At 62.8% G+C, this 16,381-nt stretch carries 16 protein-coding genes; all 16 read right to left on the reverse strand.

Annotation, left to right across the window (positions count from 1 at the left end):
- Nucleotides 1–29: 29 nt before the first annotated feature.
- Nucleotides 30–1,085 (reverse strand): ABC transporter ATP-binding protein, encoded by a 1,056-nt coding sequence (locus AC5ZH6_RS24135; protein WP_496167916.1) that lies wholly within the window; start codon nt 1,083–1,085, stop codon nt 30–32.
- A gap of 27 nt (nt 1,086–1,112) precedes the next feature.
- Complete coding sequence (locus AC5ZH6_RS24140) at nt 1,113–1,844, reverse strand: hypothetical protein (RefSeq protein WP_240524018.1); 732 nt, start codon at nt 1,842–1,844, stop codon at nt 1,113–1,115.
- 57 nt (nt 1,845–1,901) lie between these two features.
- The gene (locus AC5ZH6_RS24145) at nt 1,902–2,912 is read right to left on the reverse strand and encodes an MlaD family protein (protein ID WP_265077044.1); all 1,011 of its coding nucleotides are present in this window, start codon (nt 2,910–2,912) and stop codon (nt 1,902–1,904) included.
- Nucleotides 2,909–3,919: an MlaD family protein gene (locus AC5ZH6_RS24150; RefSeq protein ID WP_288337978.1), complete on the reverse strand. Its 1,011-nt coding sequence runs from the start codon at nt 3,917–3,919 to the stop codon at nt 2,909–2,911. The genes AC5ZH6_RS24145 and AC5ZH6_RS24150 overlap by 4 nt, the downstream gene beginning before the upstream one ends.
- Complete coding sequence (locus tag AC5ZH6_RS24155; RefSeq protein WP_165776311.1) at nt 3,916–5,007, reverse strand: MlaD family protein; 1,092 nt, start codon at nt 5,005–5,007, stop codon at nt 3,916–3,918. Before AC5ZH6_RS24155 ends, AC5ZH6_RS24150 begins: the two co-directional genes overlap by 4 nt.
- On the reverse strand, nt 5,007–6,002 hold the full coding sequence (locus AC5ZH6_RS24160; protein ID WP_094601215.1) for an MlaD family protein: 996 nt from the start codon (nt 6,000–6,002) through the stop codon (nt 5,007–5,009). The genes AC5ZH6_RS24155 and AC5ZH6_RS24160 overlap by 1 nt, the downstream gene beginning before the upstream one ends.
- Nucleotides 5,990–6,991: an MlaD family protein gene (locus AC5ZH6_RS24165; protein ID WP_165776312.1), complete on the reverse strand. Its 1,002-nt coding sequence runs from the start codon at nt 6,989–6,991 to the stop codon at nt 5,990–5,992. Before AC5ZH6_RS24165 ends, AC5ZH6_RS24160 begins: the two co-directional genes overlap by 13 nt.
- 18 nt (nt 6,992–7,009) lie before the next feature.
- On the reverse strand, nt 7,010–8,059 hold the full coding sequence (locus AC5ZH6_RS24170) for an MlaD family protein (RefSeq protein WP_094601217.1): 1,050 nt from the start codon (nt 8,057–8,059) through the stop codon (nt 7,010–7,012).
- A gap of 6 nt (nt 8,060–8,065) precedes the next feature.
- A complete protein-coding gene (locus AC5ZH6_RS24175) occupies nt 8,066–8,932 on the reverse strand; it encodes an MlaE family ABC transporter permease (RefSeq protein WP_496167919.1) in 867 nt (288 codons plus the stop codon).
- Nucleotides 8,933–8,938: 6 nt separating this feature from the next.
- Complete coding sequence (locus AC5ZH6_RS24180; protein ID WP_094602102.1) at nt 8,939–9,814, reverse strand: MlaE family ABC transporter permease; 876 nt, start codon at nt 9,812–9,814, stop codon at nt 8,939–8,941.
- 260 nt (nt 9,815–10,074) lie between these two features.
- Nucleotides 10,075–11,787 (reverse strand): phytoene desaturase family protein, encoded by a 1,713-nt coding sequence (locus AC5ZH6_RS24185; protein WP_496167920.1) that lies wholly within the window; start codon nt 11,785–11,787, stop codon nt 10,075–10,077.
- A gap of 3 nt (nt 11,788–11,790) precedes the next feature.
- Complete coding sequence (locus AC5ZH6_RS24190; protein WP_094601219.1) at nt 11,791–12,654, reverse strand: SDR family oxidoreductase; 864 nt, start codon at nt 12,652–12,654, stop codon at nt 11,791–11,793.
- A 3-nt stretch (nt 12,655–12,657) separates the two neighbouring features.
- Complete coding sequence (locus AC5ZH6_RS24195; RefSeq protein WP_094601220.1) at nt 12,658–12,852, reverse strand: ferredoxin; 195 nt, start codon at nt 12,850–12,852, stop codon at nt 12,658–12,660.
- A gap of 56 nt (nt 12,853–12,908) precedes the next feature.
- Complete coding sequence (locus AC5ZH6_RS24200; RefSeq protein ID WP_288336911.1) at nt 12,909–14,306, reverse strand: aldehyde dehydrogenase family protein; 1,398 nt, start codon at nt 14,304–14,306, stop codon at nt 12,909–12,911.
- An 8-nt stretch (nt 14,307–14,314) separates the two neighbouring features.
- Nucleotides 14,315–15,106 carry a coniferyl-alcohol dehydrogenase gene (locus AC5ZH6_RS24205; RefSeq protein ID WP_288336912.1) on the reverse strand — a complete coding sequence of 264 codons (792 nt, stop codon included), beginning with the start codon at nt 15,104–15,106 and terminating at the stop codon, nt 14,315–14,317.
- 14 nt (nt 15,107–15,120) lie between these two features.
- Nucleotides 15,121–16,380: a cytochrome P450 gene (locus tag AC5ZH6_RS24210; protein ID WP_288336913.1), complete on the reverse strand. Its 1,260-nt coding sequence runs from the start codon at nt 16,378–16,380 to the stop codon at nt 15,121–15,123.
- Nucleotide 16,381: the final 1 nt, after the last annotated feature.

Raw genomic sequence — 16,381 nt, forward strand, 5'->3', positions numbered from 1 at the left:
ACCCCTCTCGACGTATCCCGGGCCGCCTGCTATCGGTCGATCAGAATGGGTGCCGTGTCCGCGACATCGGCGCCGTGGGCCTGTGCCTGGGCGCGGATCTCGTCCTCCTGCTCCATCGACTCGCGGATCGCGCGCTGGGCGTTTTCCGGCAGCGACGGCAGCAGTTCCAGGACGCGTTCGCGGTGACGGGCAACCGCCTTGCGTTCGGGCATACCGGGATTGGGCTGCACCTGCGGGATGATCTCCGAGAAGTCGTCCTTGGTACCGCCACCACCGATACCCGCGGCCTGCATCGCCTCTTCCTGCTTCTGGACCGCCTCGTCCTTCTCCTCCGACATACCGATCGGACCGAACCGATCACCGGAGAGGAACTGCTTGACCACCGGCTGCTCCGAAGTCAACAACTGCTCCCGCGGACCGAACATCACCAGCTCCTTGCGGAACAACATCCCGATGTTGTCCGGAATCGTCCGAGCGATGTTGATGTTGTGCGTCACGATCAGAATCGTCGCATCGATCTGCGCATTGATATCGATCAACAACTGCGAAATATAGGCGGTACGCACCGGATCCAAGCCCGAGTCCGGCTCGTCGCACAAGATGATCTGCGGATCCAACACCAGCGCCCGCGCCAACCCGGCACGCTTACGCATACCACCGGAGATCTCACCCGGGAGTTTGTCCTCGGCACCGGCCAGACCGACCAAATCGATCTTCTCCATCACGATGTCGCGGACCTCGTTCTCCTTCTTCTTCGTGTGCTCACGAAGCGGGAACGCGATGTTGTCATACAAACTCATCGACCCGAACAGCGCGCCGTCCTGGAACAACACACCGAACAACTTGCGGATCTCGTACAGTTCCTTCGCCGAACACTGGGTGATGTCGGTGCCGTCGATGATCACCGACCCCTGCTCCGGATGCAGCAGCCCGATCAACGTCTTCAAGAACACCGATTTACCGGTACCCGACGGACCCAGCAGGGCCGACACCTCACCCTCGGGCAAGGTCAACGACACATCACGCCAAATATTCTGCGAACCAAACGACTTGGTGAGGTTGGCGACGCTCACTTCGACACCCATTGGTGTGTCCTCTCACTGATCCCGTGATTACTTGGGCGCGACCGCGCCGTCCAGACCACCGACGTCGGTGATCAGCCAATTCTTCGAGCTGTCCATCGTGACGGTGTAACTCGCCGTGGACTGCACGCCGTCAGGAGCCTGCGCATTCTTCGTCATCACGCTCACGAACGCCGTGACGACGTAGGTGTTGCCGTCATGGGATTTCAGCTGGGCCGCAATGGGCGAGGCTGTCGAATTCCACTGCAGCGGAACGATCACCTGCTGCATCGCCGTCGAGGCGTTCGTCAGCTTCGAGGCCAGCTCGGGTGACGTACCCGCAGTGAGACGCTTGTTCCAGGCATCAAGATCCTGATATCCCATTTGTGCAGCGCCAGTGGCGTAGTCGAGCGCGATCTTCTCGGCGTGTGCGGTGTCTGCCGCCGACGACTGCACGGCATCGAACTGGTTGCTCTTGTCGTGATACAGGTAGGCGAAGATGCCGGTCGTGATTGCCAGCGCCACGACGACCACCGCGACGGCCGACACAACGAGCGCCCACCGACCCCGCAGGACGCGGTTCCCAACCGGGGCCCGACCTTTCGTGCTCCGTTGCGCGGGTGGTGTTGTTCCTTCGTTGGTATCCGTCTCGGCAGTGTCGTCGTTGGATTCCTCCGGTGTCGCGGCGGAGGCGTCCTCGGTGGCGGAAGCGGTATCACGCGTATCGTCGGGCACTTCTCGGGTTTCGGGATGCGTATCGGTGTCGATGATCTTGGTGCTCATGTCGAGTCTCCTTGTCTCACAAATGTTATGCCGGTCCGATCGTCGCGAGGTTGGATGTCACCGACCACCGACCCGGACCACGAGGCCGTCTCCGGTTCCCGCGGTCGCCAGCGCCGTGCGCATGAGATTGCTCAGGTCGGCGGTCCGCAAGGTCGCCGACGCCGAACTCACTGCCGGGAAGGCCGCATCACCGAGCACTTTCAGGTCCGGACCGCTCCGGTCGAGGAATCGCTGCACGCTTTCCAGCAACGGCTTTGCTTGGTTGTTCAATGAGTCCGGCGAGTGCGTCGAGACGATGAAACCGTCTTTCCCGTCCGGACTTCCGCTGCCGGCCTTCTTGCCGCCCTCGGTGAGGAACAGCGCGAGACCATCGGCGAACCGTGCGACCGGATCACCCGAGGCGGCCATCGAATCGCTCACCTCCGACCCGCGTTGCAGGAGTGGCTGGAATCTGTTGAGCAGGTCGGTGAGTGAGCCGCGAGTGGTCAGGATCGTCGTCTCCAGCAGTGCACTGGCGTTCGCGATGTTGTTCAGGACCTGCTGATCTGCAACCAACCCAGTGTTGATCTCGCCGATGATGCCTCGCACCTTCTTGGCGTTCACCTGCTCGAGTAGACGGGTGAATCGTGCGGAGAGTTCATCGATGGTCGTCGGCACCTCGACCTTCGTCGCCGTGAGCGTCACACCATCGCCGAGAGTCGGGCCGCTGCTGACGTTGGGAGTGATACCGAGGTACGTCTCCCCCAGGGCCGACAGATTGTCCACCCGATAAGTGGAATTGACCGGAATCTCGTACTGGTCCTTGTAATTCCAGTCGACTGTGACACCCGACACCGAGGGCTGTACGGCGGTGATCTTTCCGATCGCGACCCCCCGGAACAGCACTCTCGATCCCACGACGAGACCGTTCGTCTCCGGAACGGTCATCGACGCGGTACGGACGCCGTAATTGTCGGTCACGCTAAGACCCACCGAACCCAGGTAGATGAGTGAGGCAGCCACCAGTGCGAGCAGCGCCACTATCGACGCCATGGTTCGGGCGCCGGCTGCAGTGAATCGTCGGATCATCGGATCGCTCCCATCATGCGCAGCAGCCGCGTCATGTCGCCGATCATCTCCTCGCCCTGCGGCGAGGTGGCCGAGACGATGTTCAGACTGGGTTTCTGCAGAAACGGGAAGAGATGGTCGGACAGGAACGAACGGATTGCCTGATCATTCTGGCCGACAGCGTCGATCCCATCGCGAACGGTGTGGATCGATCCGTCCACCGACGTCAGCAAGGGCATCAGCCAGAACCCGCCGGCGAACACGCTACCGATACTGGGAAGCACGATGCCGATCCCGGAGAAGAGCGCCGAGAGTTGGCTCCAATAGTGCATCCCCGGCGCCGAAAGCTCCTCGGTCAACAGCGGGAGGTGCGGGATCACAGCCTCGCTCGTGGTGTTGAGACCGTCCAGCATCGTGTCGATCCGCCCCGTGTCGGTGGCCAGGCTCCGGAAGTCTCGCGCAGCGATGTCGGCGACCCGCTGGGTTTGGGCGTGTTGAGGCAGTGCACTGTTGACCGAGCGGATGACGTCCTGCATGTTCTGGATGCTCCCGCCGTTCACGAAGTTCGAGAGCACGGCCAACGTGTCCTCGAGCGGTGGCGGTGATGTGGTGCGGGACAACGGGATCACGTCGCCGGCGGCGAGCGTTTGTTGTCCGCTGTCTTGGGATTCGATCGCGAGATACGGATCGCCGAGGACCGTGTTCTGGCGGATCGACGCGGTGGCGTCGGCACTGACGTGCGAGTCGCTCTGCACCCGCGCCCCCACGTCGACGTGATCACCCTTGAGTGCAACGGTGGTCACCGATCCGACTCGCAAACCGTTCAGTGTGACGTCGGCTCCTTCCGGGAGGTTCAGTGCGTTGTCGAATTGGACGGTGATCGGCGTTCCCGATCCGGCCGACCGCACCGCCGACGCCATGTCACCCGGGTTCAACGAGCACCCGGCCACCACCATCATGAACACCACGAGCACCGCCGGTAACGTGACCCGACCAACAGTTCGCGCCGTGCGCGGATTCGCGATCATCGCGCCACCCCCATGAGGAGATCGAGTGCCCCGATGCGGGCGGTACGAGCCTGGCCGTCGTCGACCACGCAGCTGCCTTTCTGTTGAGCGTTGAGGTTGCGGCAGAGCAGGTTTGCGTCCGCGCTGCGGACTCGCACCCACGGCGCGGCCACCTGCACTCCGGCGCCCTGGTCACGTCGGGAGACGAGTGTCGCGGTTGAGGCGAGGACCGGCAGCGCGGTCAACGCCTTCTGGATGCTGCCGACACTGGTTGCCGCGATGTGGATCGGACCGGGCAGGAAGTCGAGGAGTGCGAAGAACTCCGGGCCGTACTTCGGGACGAAGTCATAGATGGCTTGCAGCACCGGCGTCATCCCGTAAATCATGTGGACCGCGCCGGGCCACAGCACTCGTGCACCGGTGTCGGTCGCCGCCGGCAACTTGTTGATGATGGAGGCGACGTCCGACCACCGCGCCAACGCATCACCGGTGAGTGGTGCGGTGGAGGTGATGATGGAGCCGATATCGGAGATCATCCGTTCCGGGGACTGCACCGCGGCCGCAGCCGTCGTCATAAACGATGCGACGTCGGGTCCGGTGCCGGCGACCGCAGTGGACATCTGATCGATCGATCCCTCGACGGCGCGGGTGTTCCCGTTCGGGGCGATCTGGTCGATCAGGTCGGCCGCCGAACCGGTGATCTGCGAGATACTCTTCGGCGTGTAGGCGTTCGAGATCGAAATGCATTGTCCCGGCGACAGAGCGGGTCCGTTGCCGTCCCCGATCAGTTCAAGGGATCGATCGGCGAGGATCGACTTCGACCGGGTGACCGCCTTGGCGTCCGCGGGAACCGAATGGGACCCGTCGAGCGAGAATTCCACGCGCACCCCACTGTCCGACGGTGTGATCGAGGTGATCTTGCCGATGGGATAGCCCATCGTCGTCACGGGATTCCCGGCATAAAGTCCGATTGTGTCGGGGAGGATCGCACAATACCCCGACTGAGCTGTGGAGCTCTTGGCGTCACCGCGGCCGATCGTCACGCCACCGACGATCACCAGTGCAACACATAGCAGAACGATCAATGACCACAACACTTTTCGCTTCATCAGCATGCCCTTCCCGGAACCGGTAGACACATCGATGTGGCGTCGAGGACGAACCCGGCATTCTGGTCGGCCGCATTTGCAGGCCCGATCAGCCGCATCAACTCATCACGCAGCGGTACCAATTGATTGATGAACCCGGAGGTGGTGTCGTTGAGGCGCCTCAGCGTGTCACGGGCGGCCACGACCGCCGGATACACCTGGTCGGTGTGATTGAGGTAGAACTGCGCCAGCACGCCGACACGTTCGAGTACGCCACCAAGCCCTTTGTACGCCTGGGAGAACCCGGCTCGATAGGTGTAGTACTGCGACAGAGCGATATTCACCTTCCGCACGAGCTCGAAGACGAAGTCGCGACTGTTGTCGAAGGTCGTGAGGTATTCGTTCGCCATGTCCAGGATGGACCTCACCTGGACCTTCTGATCGTCCATGACGGTCGACAAGGTCTGAAGTCCGTCGATCGCGTTGCGAATCGACGGGTTGGCCTGACTCAGCCCGTCCGCCACCTGTTGCAGGGACTGATCGATCGGCTTTCCGTTCACGTTGTCGGTGATGCGTGGCAGTTCCTGGAGGGTGTCGGCGATGGTGTACGGCACCGAGACCCGATCGGCCGCGATGGTGCTGGAGTCGTCGGTCACCTTTCCGCCGGGGATCAGACTGACGAAGTAGCCTCCGACTGCGGTCAGCAACTGCACCTTGACCCGTGTGGCGTCTCCGATGTGCACCTTGCTGTCGACGTCGAGGGTGACCTGGACGTTCTTGTCGCCGAGTGAGACTCGTTCGACCTTGCCCACCGACACTCCCGCGACACGAACGTCTTCGCCGCCGGCGACCGACGACGCATCGCGGGTCGTGAAGCTGATCTCTTGTCGTCCGGGAGGCGACAGGTAGTAGTACGCCACACCGGCCACGACCGCCGCGATCACCAGCACCGCGATCAAGCCTGCCAGCAGGTCGTTCTCGGCCAGTCGTTCGCGGAATCTCCTCAGCTGCGACATACGATCACCCCACTTCCGTTGATCAGGACCTTGCCGAGGGCAGGCAGCGGCAACTCGCCGTGCGAACAGGTGTTGGTCGGGCTCGAGGCGGGCACCTGAAGGCCCTCGAAGACCGTGGGCAGCATCTGTAGGGACTTCCACAAACTGTCCACCGTCGGAAAGGCCTTGGACAGTTCACCGTCGATGTTGGTGGTCGGCTCTATTCCCAGCCCGGACAAGATCGAGTTCACCGTGCCAGTGAACGCCGGTCCGTACAGACTGGCCTTCCGGAACTCGTCGAGGACCGTCAAGGTGGAATCCACCGGCCGCTCGATGTCGTGGAGGAATTCGATGATCTGGGGTGATTTTCCACCGAGCGTCTCCGAGATCCGCGACATATTGGTCACGAGCGTGGAGATGATCTTGCTGCGATCCGCCGTGTAGCGGCTCAGGGTGTTGATGCTTTCGAGCATCGGGCCCAACCCACTGCCATCTCCCTGCATCAACGTGACCGCGTTGTTGGAGAATTCGTTGATCTCCTGGGGACTCAGGGTCTGCAATACCGGCTGCAACCCGTTGAACAACTCGGTGATGTCGAATGAGGGAATGGTGTTGTCCACCCCCAGGTCTCGCACCTGCGCGCCGGAGTCGTCGGCGCCGGAAACGTCGAGATAACGCACGCCGGAAAGGTTGGCGTACTTGACCGCGGCCTTGGACTTGTCGGTCAGGTGATGGTCAGCGGCCAGGGTGAAGCTCACCGTGGCCACCGCGACGTTGTCGCTGTTCTGTGACAAGTCGATCGCCGTCACCTTGCCCACCTTGACACCCCGGATGCGTACATCGGCGTTGGGGCGCAAGCCGGAGGCGTCGGTGAACTCGGCGGTGTACGCACTCGTCGGTGTGTCGACGGGACTCTTGATCCCGTTGATGATCACGACGAACAGGACCAGTGCCACCGCTGCCGCCGCAACCAATTTCCAGAGCGGCTTGATGATTCGGGAGGCGCTCATCAGTCGATGTCTCATCGCTCAACGCCCTCCTGTCGGCAGGCCAGCGATCGGGCCGGCCATGGCGGGCAGGCTCTGCAACGCGAGCTTGATCTTGAGCACCTGCTGCCCGTCTGCGCCCTGGGTGAAGGCACCGTCGAGCCGGGAGACCAGGTCGCTGACCGTGACCGGAGTGACCACGCCCTCGCCCACTGCCGGGAGCACACTCGCCGCCGAGGTGATCGTGTCGACCAGCGGGGTGAGGTTGCCCTGGTTGGACTTCAACAGCCGACCGACCATCGAGAAGAAGTTGTCGGAGATGGCCTTGAGGGTGATGGTGAAGTTGTTCTGTACCTCGTCGCCTGCCGGACGCAGCGCACTGTTGTAGAAGCTGTCGATCGCTGACAAGGCACCGTCGGCGAAAGGTGGTAGCGCAGTGACGATGTCGTTGTAGCGGTCGAGGAGATATGCCGGGGTCTGTTGCTGGGTACGGGCGACCACGTCGGCGAACACGACCCCCGTGTGGATCAGCGGTTGGAACGCAGCGGTGTAGACCAATACCCTCTTGATCGCATTCATGGTGTCGGGCATCAGGGTTCCGTTGGCGACGTCGGATCCCTGCTCGATCATCGTCGACATCGTGTAGTCGCCGATATCGCGTCGGGTGACATGGTCGCCGTCGGTCAGTTCACCGGCGGCCGGGTCACCGGGATTCACCACACTGATACCCGTGATGCCGAAGTAATTCTTCGGCCGGAAGTCAACGACGAAGTCCTGGCCCATACCCTGTGCGAGCGAGCGCTCGAGATCCACTGTGATCGACGATGTTCCGTCGCTGTTCACGTGCAACCCGGTGACCTTGCCGATCGGGGCGCCCCGGAGCACGACCTCGGTGCCGTCCTCGACGCCCGGGCCCACCGCAGGAGCATCGATCGTGACACTCATGAGGCTGTGGTCACGCGGGGTCAGGGCAGGCACGATGTATCCGAAAATCACCCCGACAATCACCACGGCGATGACCACGAACAGACCCGTCTTGCGAAGCACGTGCTTCCGATGTTGCTCGGAGCCGATGAGAAATCCTGAGACCATCGATCATCACCCCTTGAACACCAGGTCGGGATGAAGACCCCACAGCACGATCGTCATCAACAGATTCATCACGATGATCAACACCAGGCTGGCTCGGATCGCTCGCCCGGACGCACGCCCGACCCCTTCCGGTCCACCGGAGGCGAAGAATCCGTAGTAGCAGTGGATGATCGTCACCACCGCACAGAACGTCACGGCTTTGACCAGTGAGTAGAACACCTCGACCGGATCGAGGAACTGGCTGAAGTAGTGGTCGTAGGTTCCAGCCGGCGCGCCCTGGACCACCTTGACGAACGTTCCCGCGGTGAGGAATCCGATGGCAAGGCTGAGCAGGTATCCCGGGATCACGCAGAGCATGCCGCCGATCAGACGGGTGCCGACGACGAAGGGGATCGACCGGATGCCGAGTGTCTCGGTGGCGTCGATCTCCTCGGCAATACGCATCGACCCGATCTCGGCGGTCATGCGGCACCCCACCTGGGCGGCAAAACCGATACCGGTCATGATCGGGCCCATCTCGCGGATGTTGAGGAAGGCGCCGATCACGCCGGTCAACGGTCCGAAGCCGATGAGGTTCAGGGTGTTGTAGGCCTCGATGGCAACGGCGATCCCGATGGCCACACCCAGGACGACGAGCAGGGAGATGACCCCGCCGTCGACGATGATCGATCCGCGTCCCCAGGCCATGCTGTTCATGGTGCGGACGGTTTGCTTGCGATAGTGCTTGAGGGTGAACGGGATCGAGATGATCGTCTGTACGGTGAACAGGGTCCACCGACCGATTCCCTCACCGACGTTGAAGACGCTCGTGCTCAGCAGGCGTCCACCGCGGGCGAGCAGGCGCTGAGTCGAATACGAACTCGGAGCGGTCACCTCGCCTCACCCGACCTGACTCGGAAAGAACATGGACTGGATCTGGGTGGTCATCAGGTTGGTGATGAACACCGCGACGAACCCCAGGACCACCGAGGCGTTCACACCGTCGGCGACGCCGCGCGGCCCGCCTTTCGCCTCGAGCCCGCGGAGACTGGCAATGATGACGACCTCCATCCCGAAGAGCATCGTCTTGATGATCGCGAAGAAGAAGTCGGTCTGTGTCGCGAAGGCGCCGAACGATTGCCAGAAGCTGCCCGGGATCACCCCGTTGATCGTGATCGCCAGGGAGAAGCCCGCTGCCACAGCCGAGGCGACGATGATGACGCAGAGAATCGGGGAGATGATGAGGATCGCCAGGAAGCGCGGAAGAACAAGCCGCTGAACCGGATCGACGCCCATCACCCGCATCGCGTCGATCTCTTCCCGAATCGAACGCGCGCCGAGGTCGGCGGCGATTGCCGAGGCAGCAGCTCCGCCCATCAGGAGTCCGGCGGCGATGGGAGCACCCTGCGAGATCACGCCGATTCCGCTGGCCGCACCGGCCAGGGACTTGGCGCCCACCTGGTTCACCACCGCGCCGACCTGGATCGAGATCTCGGTCCCGAACGGCAGCGCGATGAGTACTGCGGGCAGGGCGGTCACGGTGAGGAGGAACCACGCCTGTTCGAGTGTTTCCACCATCGGGATGCGTGCACGGAACACGCCGGTGATCGCGTACCACACCACTTCGACCGCCAGCCGAGCCGCGCGGCCGATGGTCGCCAACGACTTGGCCGGTACGGTCTTGACATAGCGAACAATGCTTCTGCCGGCGCGTGCCACCACGTCACCGGCACCCGTCAGCACCGGTGGCGGGGCCACCGCTTCTGACGCGCCCATGCTGAGGCCTTGCATCCTCACCTCTTCCCCTGAGCCGGCCATTCGTGGACGTCTGGCCGGTTAATTGACTTTCAATTAAATTTCGTTGATATCGATCCTTTGTGTGTCCCGGGTCACATGGGACCTTAGCATAAGTCCACATATGGTCAACCCGGTTCAACGACATCTCTTTCGCGACCATCACTCGGACCCGTTGGCGGACACACCAAGACGGCGGCGCCCACCTGGGGACACCACCGTCTCGGCACTTGCGTGTCTACCTACTCGCTTGCGACAGAAGCCTTTTCATAACGCGCAGCGAGTGTGTTCTCGCGGAGCGCGGCCGACCGCACGCGGTCACCGAGGCTTCCGTTGTCTTCTTTACGGAAGTCCTTGAGCATCGTTTGCGCGGCATTCTGGCCGGGCATACCGGAGATTCCCGCCACCGGGTGTGTGCCTGCGCCCGTGAGGTAGAGCCCCGGAATCGGCGTGCGATACCCCGCGAACTTGTCTGCCGGCTTGAGCGGCCCGAAGCGCGAGATCACCGGATCGACGTGATACACACTGCCGTCGATCGCCCAGAACCTCTCCTCGATGTCGGGGAGCGCGAGATCTCGGCGCGCCACCTCCAGCGATTCGATTCCCTGATAGTAGTGGGACGCATCGTTGATGACGCGTTCGGTGATCTGCTTCTTCGCCTCATCCCAGCCGATCCGCGGGTCCGTAGGGGTCAGTCCGGTCCAGAACCAGAAGATGTCACAGCCATCCGGGGCGAAGCCCTTGTCGAAAGCCGTTGTCGCGTGACCGAGCCCGGGAATGTGGTCCGGTACGTCGCCCCGCACGCACGCCTTGGCCGCATCGAGGCTCTCCTGATAGGTGTTGAATGAGTTGCATCCGAGTCGGAGATCGATCCCGTCACCGCGCCACTTCTCGTGCTTCTCCATCGAGATCTTGCCGCTCAGAGCGACATTGAGCTTGTAGTCGGCGATACCGCGCCTGCGGGTCGGGATCTTCTCGGCCTTGTTCTTGAGCACCCGGGGCAGGACACCGTCAGGCAGCAACCGGGTCAGCGTCGTCTTCGGGCTGCACGCGGTGAGGACGGCACGTCGTGCCAGGAGTTCTTCACCACCCTGGAGTCGCACCCCGGTCACCTTTCCGTTGTGCACGAGTAGCTGCTCGACCGGCGCGCTGGTGCGGATACGGCCTCCGTGGGACTTCACGCTCTTGGCCAGTGCCGCCGGGAATGCGCCGGTTCCGCCGTGGAACATCGAGACCCCGTATTTGCTGAGAACCCCGAGGTAGATCAGTGACCATCCCGAGAGATCGGCGTCGAACGGCATGAACGGCAGGGCGATGGTCAACGGCGCCCGGATGGCGTCGCTTTCGAAGCTGTCCTCTATGGCCTCGACCTGCGAGGACGCCATCCATCGGCCGATCGCGGCGAGTTCCTTGCGGTTCTTCGCCATGCCCTTGGCCGCCTGCAACACCTTCTTGATGTCGGGCGTCACCGGGCTGGTCTGCATCAACGGCAGCCCGATCTCAACGGCCGCGTCGATCACGCGATAGAGGTCAATGAGCGCCTCGGCGTCCGACGGAGAAAAGTACCGCAACTCATCGGCGGTACGGCGGGGATCACGCCACAACGCCAATGATGTTCCGTCGTAATTGAGTTGGACATGCGCGGGATCGATGACGGTCTGCCGTAGGCCGAATTTCGACGAGAGACCGAGGTCCTTGTCGATGGTCGTCGTACGGAATAGCGACGCCTGCATCGATGCCTCGTTGATGGTGTATCCCGGAGCCTCCGGCTCGAAGGGGTTGGTCGAGGTCATGCCACCGATTGTCGGTGAGGCCTCCACCACGAGCACGTCGAGTCCTGCTTGAGCCAGGTATGCCGCGGACACCATGCCGTTGTGCCCGGCGCCGACGACGATGACGTCGGCCGTGTTCTTCACTGCTGTTGTCACTGATCTTCCTTTTCGATTGGCGGGCATACCTCACCCGAGCGGATTGGTTCCCGGGACGGCTTCGTTCATGTCGGTGATCTCGTCCCACCTCGCGGCGACCTCGTCGACGGTCGGGGGTTCGGCGAAGGTGACTCCCTTGTTCGCAAAGAGTTCCACTCGTTGGACCAGACCTCCCCCGACGACGAACACCTCTCCGGAGTCGGTGCACGCATCTCCGAGCAGGTGCACCACCACCGGCGCCACGTGCGCAGGCGGGAGCTTGTCGAGCACCTCGGCAGGTGCGACGTCGGCCGTCATGCGGGTCGCGGCCAGCGGTGCAACGGCATTCGCGGTGATGCCAGACTTGGCACCCTCGATCGAGAGGGTGTTGACGAGACCGAACAGCCCGGCTTTGGCTGCTCCGTAATTGGCCTGCCCGAAATTCCCGTACAGCCCGCTCGTCGACGTCGCGACCACGATCCGGCCGTGCTTCTGACTCCGGAAGTGCGGCCACGCCGCACTGATCACGTGAAAGCCGCCGTACAGGTGCACCTTGAGTACCGCATCCCAGTTCTCCTCCGTCATCTTCGCGAAGCTGCTGTCGCGAAGAATGCCGGCGTTGTGGACGACGCCGTCGATGCTGCCGAAGGAATCGAGAGCGGTACCGATCAAGGCGAGGCCACCCTCATGGGTGGCGATGTTGTCGTAGTTGGCAACCGCCGTCCCGCCGCGGGAGCGGATCTCCTCGACCACGGTATCCGCCATCGACGAACCGGAGCCGGATCCGTCCCGCGCGCCACCGAGGTCGTTGACCACCACGCGAGCACCCTGCGCTGCCGCGGTCAGCGCATATTCCCGGCCCAGGCCGCCGCCGGCCCCGGTGATTGCGACGACGCGCCCATCAAGACTCAGCATCTCTCAGTCCTTGTCAATCCGGAGGGCTTCGGTGGGGCAGCCGGCCACGGCTTCCTCGACTTCCTGTAGCTCGTCATCGGAGATCTCCTCCTTGAGTATCAACAGCGTTCCGTCATCACCGATTTCGAAGAATTCGGGTGCCAACGACTCACAGATTCCTAGGCCGGTGCATTTGGTTCGGTCGAGATGTACTTTCATTGATTCCTCCTTGGACGCAGGCTGAGTGGACGGCGTCTGAGCGGCCGGCGCTGGGATCAGAACAGCTTGCGCATGAGCTTGAGGTCACGCGCCGAGTAGGGCGGATAGACCAGGCGCGGATCGGGTTTGGCCGACTTCGAGAGCACCGCCTTGCGGTGGCTCAGTCGCTCGAATCCCCAACTACCGTGATAGTCACCGATTCCCGAGTCACCGACCCCACCGAACGGCAATGCCGGCACCAGACAGTGCATGGCGATGTGATTGATGACCGCACCGCCGGAGGAGATCGACTCCGTCAGGTGTGACGCAGTCCGCTTCGACGACGTGAACGCGTACATCGCCAGCGGTTTGGGCCTGGCGTTCACGAATTCGACTGCGGCATCGATGGAGTCGACGGTCAGAACGGGCAGGATCGGTCCGAAGATCTCGTCGGTCATCAGTGGTTCTTGCGGATCGGGATCGACGACCACCGTGGGTTGGAGTCGGCGTCGGGATTCGTCAGCGGCACCGCCGAGGACCCGACCGCTGGTCTGCGAGAGATAGCCGGTCAGACGCGCATGCTGTCGCTCGTTGACGATCGGCAGAGTGTCATCCGATGCGTCCGAGCGGAATTCGGCAATCGTTGCGGTGATTTTCACGATCAGTTGCTCAGCGATCGACCGATGCGCAAGAACGTAGTCCGGTGCGATACAGGTCTGCCCGGAGTTGAGCAGTTTCACCCATGCGATGCGTCGTGCCGCGACGTCCAGATCGGCGTCCTCGGCCACGATCACCGGACTCTTCCCCCCGAGTTCGAGGGTTACCGGTGTCAAAGTGGGCGCCGCCGCGGCCATGATCTTCTTGCCGATCTCGGTACCACCGGTGAAGACGGCGTGGTCGAAGCCGAGTGAGAGCAGCTCCTGGGTGACCGCGGCGTCACCCTCGATGACACTCACCGCGGACGGGTCGAGGTACTGGGGAACCAGCGCAGTCAGCAAAGCCGATGTCGCCGGCGCCAGCTCCGACGGCTTGAGCACCGCGCAGTTGCCTGCCGCGACTGCCGCGATCAAGGGACCTAGGGTGAGATACACCGGGTAGTTCCACGGGCCGATCACCAGAACGACGCCGAGTGGTTCGTACTGCACCCATCCGCGCCCCGGCAACTGGTTGAGCGGCAAGCGCACTCGCCGCTTCCTCATCCACTTCTTGAGGTGCTTGCGTGCGTAGGACGCCTCTCCGGCCGTGGAGGCGATGTCGCCGAGCCATGCCTCCTCGGCGCTGCGTCCGAGGTCGGCGGCCAGCGCTGCGGCGATGTCGGACTCACGTTCGGCGAGCAACCGCTCGATGTTTTCGAGCTGCCGGATACGCCAAGCATAGGGACGTGTGGTGCCGGACGCGAACGTCGAACGCAAGGCGTCGACCTGTTCGGCAACCGGGGATGCGGTGGACTGTCGAGCGGTGAGAGGAGTGGCCATGTCGCGTCTCAGATCTCGGGCGCCGGAACCACGCCGGAGAGCACGGCACCTGTCACACCGCCGTCGACGGCGATCGCCTGCCCGTTGATCCATCGGGCGTCGTCGGACGCCAGGAACACCAGTACGTCGGCGATGTCACCCGGTTCTGCGTGTCGTCCCAACAGATTTCGCAAGCCGTCGAGGGTGTCCTTGCCCATCGACTCCTCGAAGTCGACGAGGATCGGTGTCTCCACGGGGCCGGGAAGCACGGCATTGATGCGGAATCCCATCTCCGCGAAGGCCAATCCCATCGACATGGTGTAGACGGTCGTGACCTCCTTCGAGAAGTTGTATGTGTTGCCCTGCTGGGGGTGTTCCTTGAACCAGGCGACGCCGTCCTCGAAGGTGTCGGTGGCCAACAGATCTCGGATCTGCTCGAGACGATCGGCCCAGCCGAAGCCGGCGGTGGAGCTCACGATGGTCACCGATCCACCGGGGCTGAGGCGTTCGAAGAAGGCCTCACTCAGGTGGCGAACAGCGAGCGAATTCACGGCGAGAACCAGATCCGACGGGGCGGTTCCCGGGATACCGGCGACGTTCAACAGACCGTCGAAGGAGCCGTCCAGCTTCTCGAGAGCGGCATCGATGCTGTTGGGATTGGCGAGATCCACCTCGGTGTGGCTGGTGACCGCGACCGTCGGGGTGTTGCGATCGAGACTGTGCACTTCGGCGCCGGCACCCAGAAGTCGCTCGGCGGTGGCGGCACCGATTCCGGATGCCGCTCCGGTGACCACGAATCGTTTGTTGGAGAGATCGGTCATGAGAGGAACTCCTGTCAGAGGGTGTAGGGCATGGACTTGACCGCGCGGACGAAGTTGCCGGTGAGGTACTCCGGCTCGCCGACGCGCAAGGTGGGCGCACGGTGCAACAGTTGATCGAAGAGCTCGGTCAACTGCATCTTCGCGACGAAGCTGCCCATGCAGAAATGTGGTCCTCCGCCACCGAATCCGACGTGCGGGTTGGGCCAGCGCGCGATGTCGAACCGGTTTGGGTTCTCGAATACCGCTTCGTCGCGATTGCCGGAGGAGTACACCATCGCCACCCACTCGCCCGCCTTGATCTCCTGACCGCCGAGGACCGTGTCTTCAGTGGCCGTGCGACGGAAGGTCATCACCGGCGAGGCCCACCGCACGAACTCCTCGACCGCCGGTTTGATGCGTCCCGCGAAATCGTCGAGCAAGTACGTACGCTGACCGGGGAAGTCCTGGAAGGCCTTGGTGGTGAGGCTGATCGTGTTGCGTGTGGTGTCGTTGCCGGCCACCGACAACAGCACGAAGAACGAGGCGATCTCCTCGTCGGTGAGTGCTTCGCCGTCGACCTCGGCCTGCACGAGCCCGGTCATGAGGTCGGCCTTCGGATGCGCGCGGCGCTCTTCGGCGAATTCGAATCCCATCGACAGCAGCCCGACCAGGGATTCGTTGAGAACCTCTCCCGGTTCCCGTCCGGCGGCGACGTCCTCGTCGGCCCACGACACCATGCCATCGGCATGATGAGCGGCCTCTTCACGCTTGTCGAGGTCTTCCAGACCCATCATTTCGTAGATGGTCCACATGGGTAGACGCTTGGACACGACGTCGACGAAGTCGCCCTCGCCCTTCTCGATCAACTGGTCCACGATGATTCGCGACTGGTTCTTGATCTGCTCGTGAATCTTCTTGACCTGTTTGGGCGTGAACGCCGAGCTGACCAGCTTGCGCAGAGCCGCATGCCGCGGGTCGTCCATACCCAGGAACGAACCCGCAGCCGACAACACGTCGTCGGGGATCTCCTCGAACTGGAAACCCTGCCCAGAACAATACAATTCCGGATGCTTACTCACCTCGGAGATGAGTTCGTGGGAAGTAACCACCCAGACGCCGTCGTTCTCCGGGGGCATGATGGCCCCCTCGAGCGGTGCGTGCCAACTGATCGGGCGCTGCGCCCGCAAGAGGGCGAACGTCTTCTCTCGTTCCTCGGCGGTCTGAGCCCAGAAGTCGAGACCCGAGATGCTCAGTTCGTCATAGGGCCGAGCCGGGCTGTGCAGAGTACTGGTCATG

Source organism: Gordonia sp. YC-XJ4, assembly GCF_059511865.1.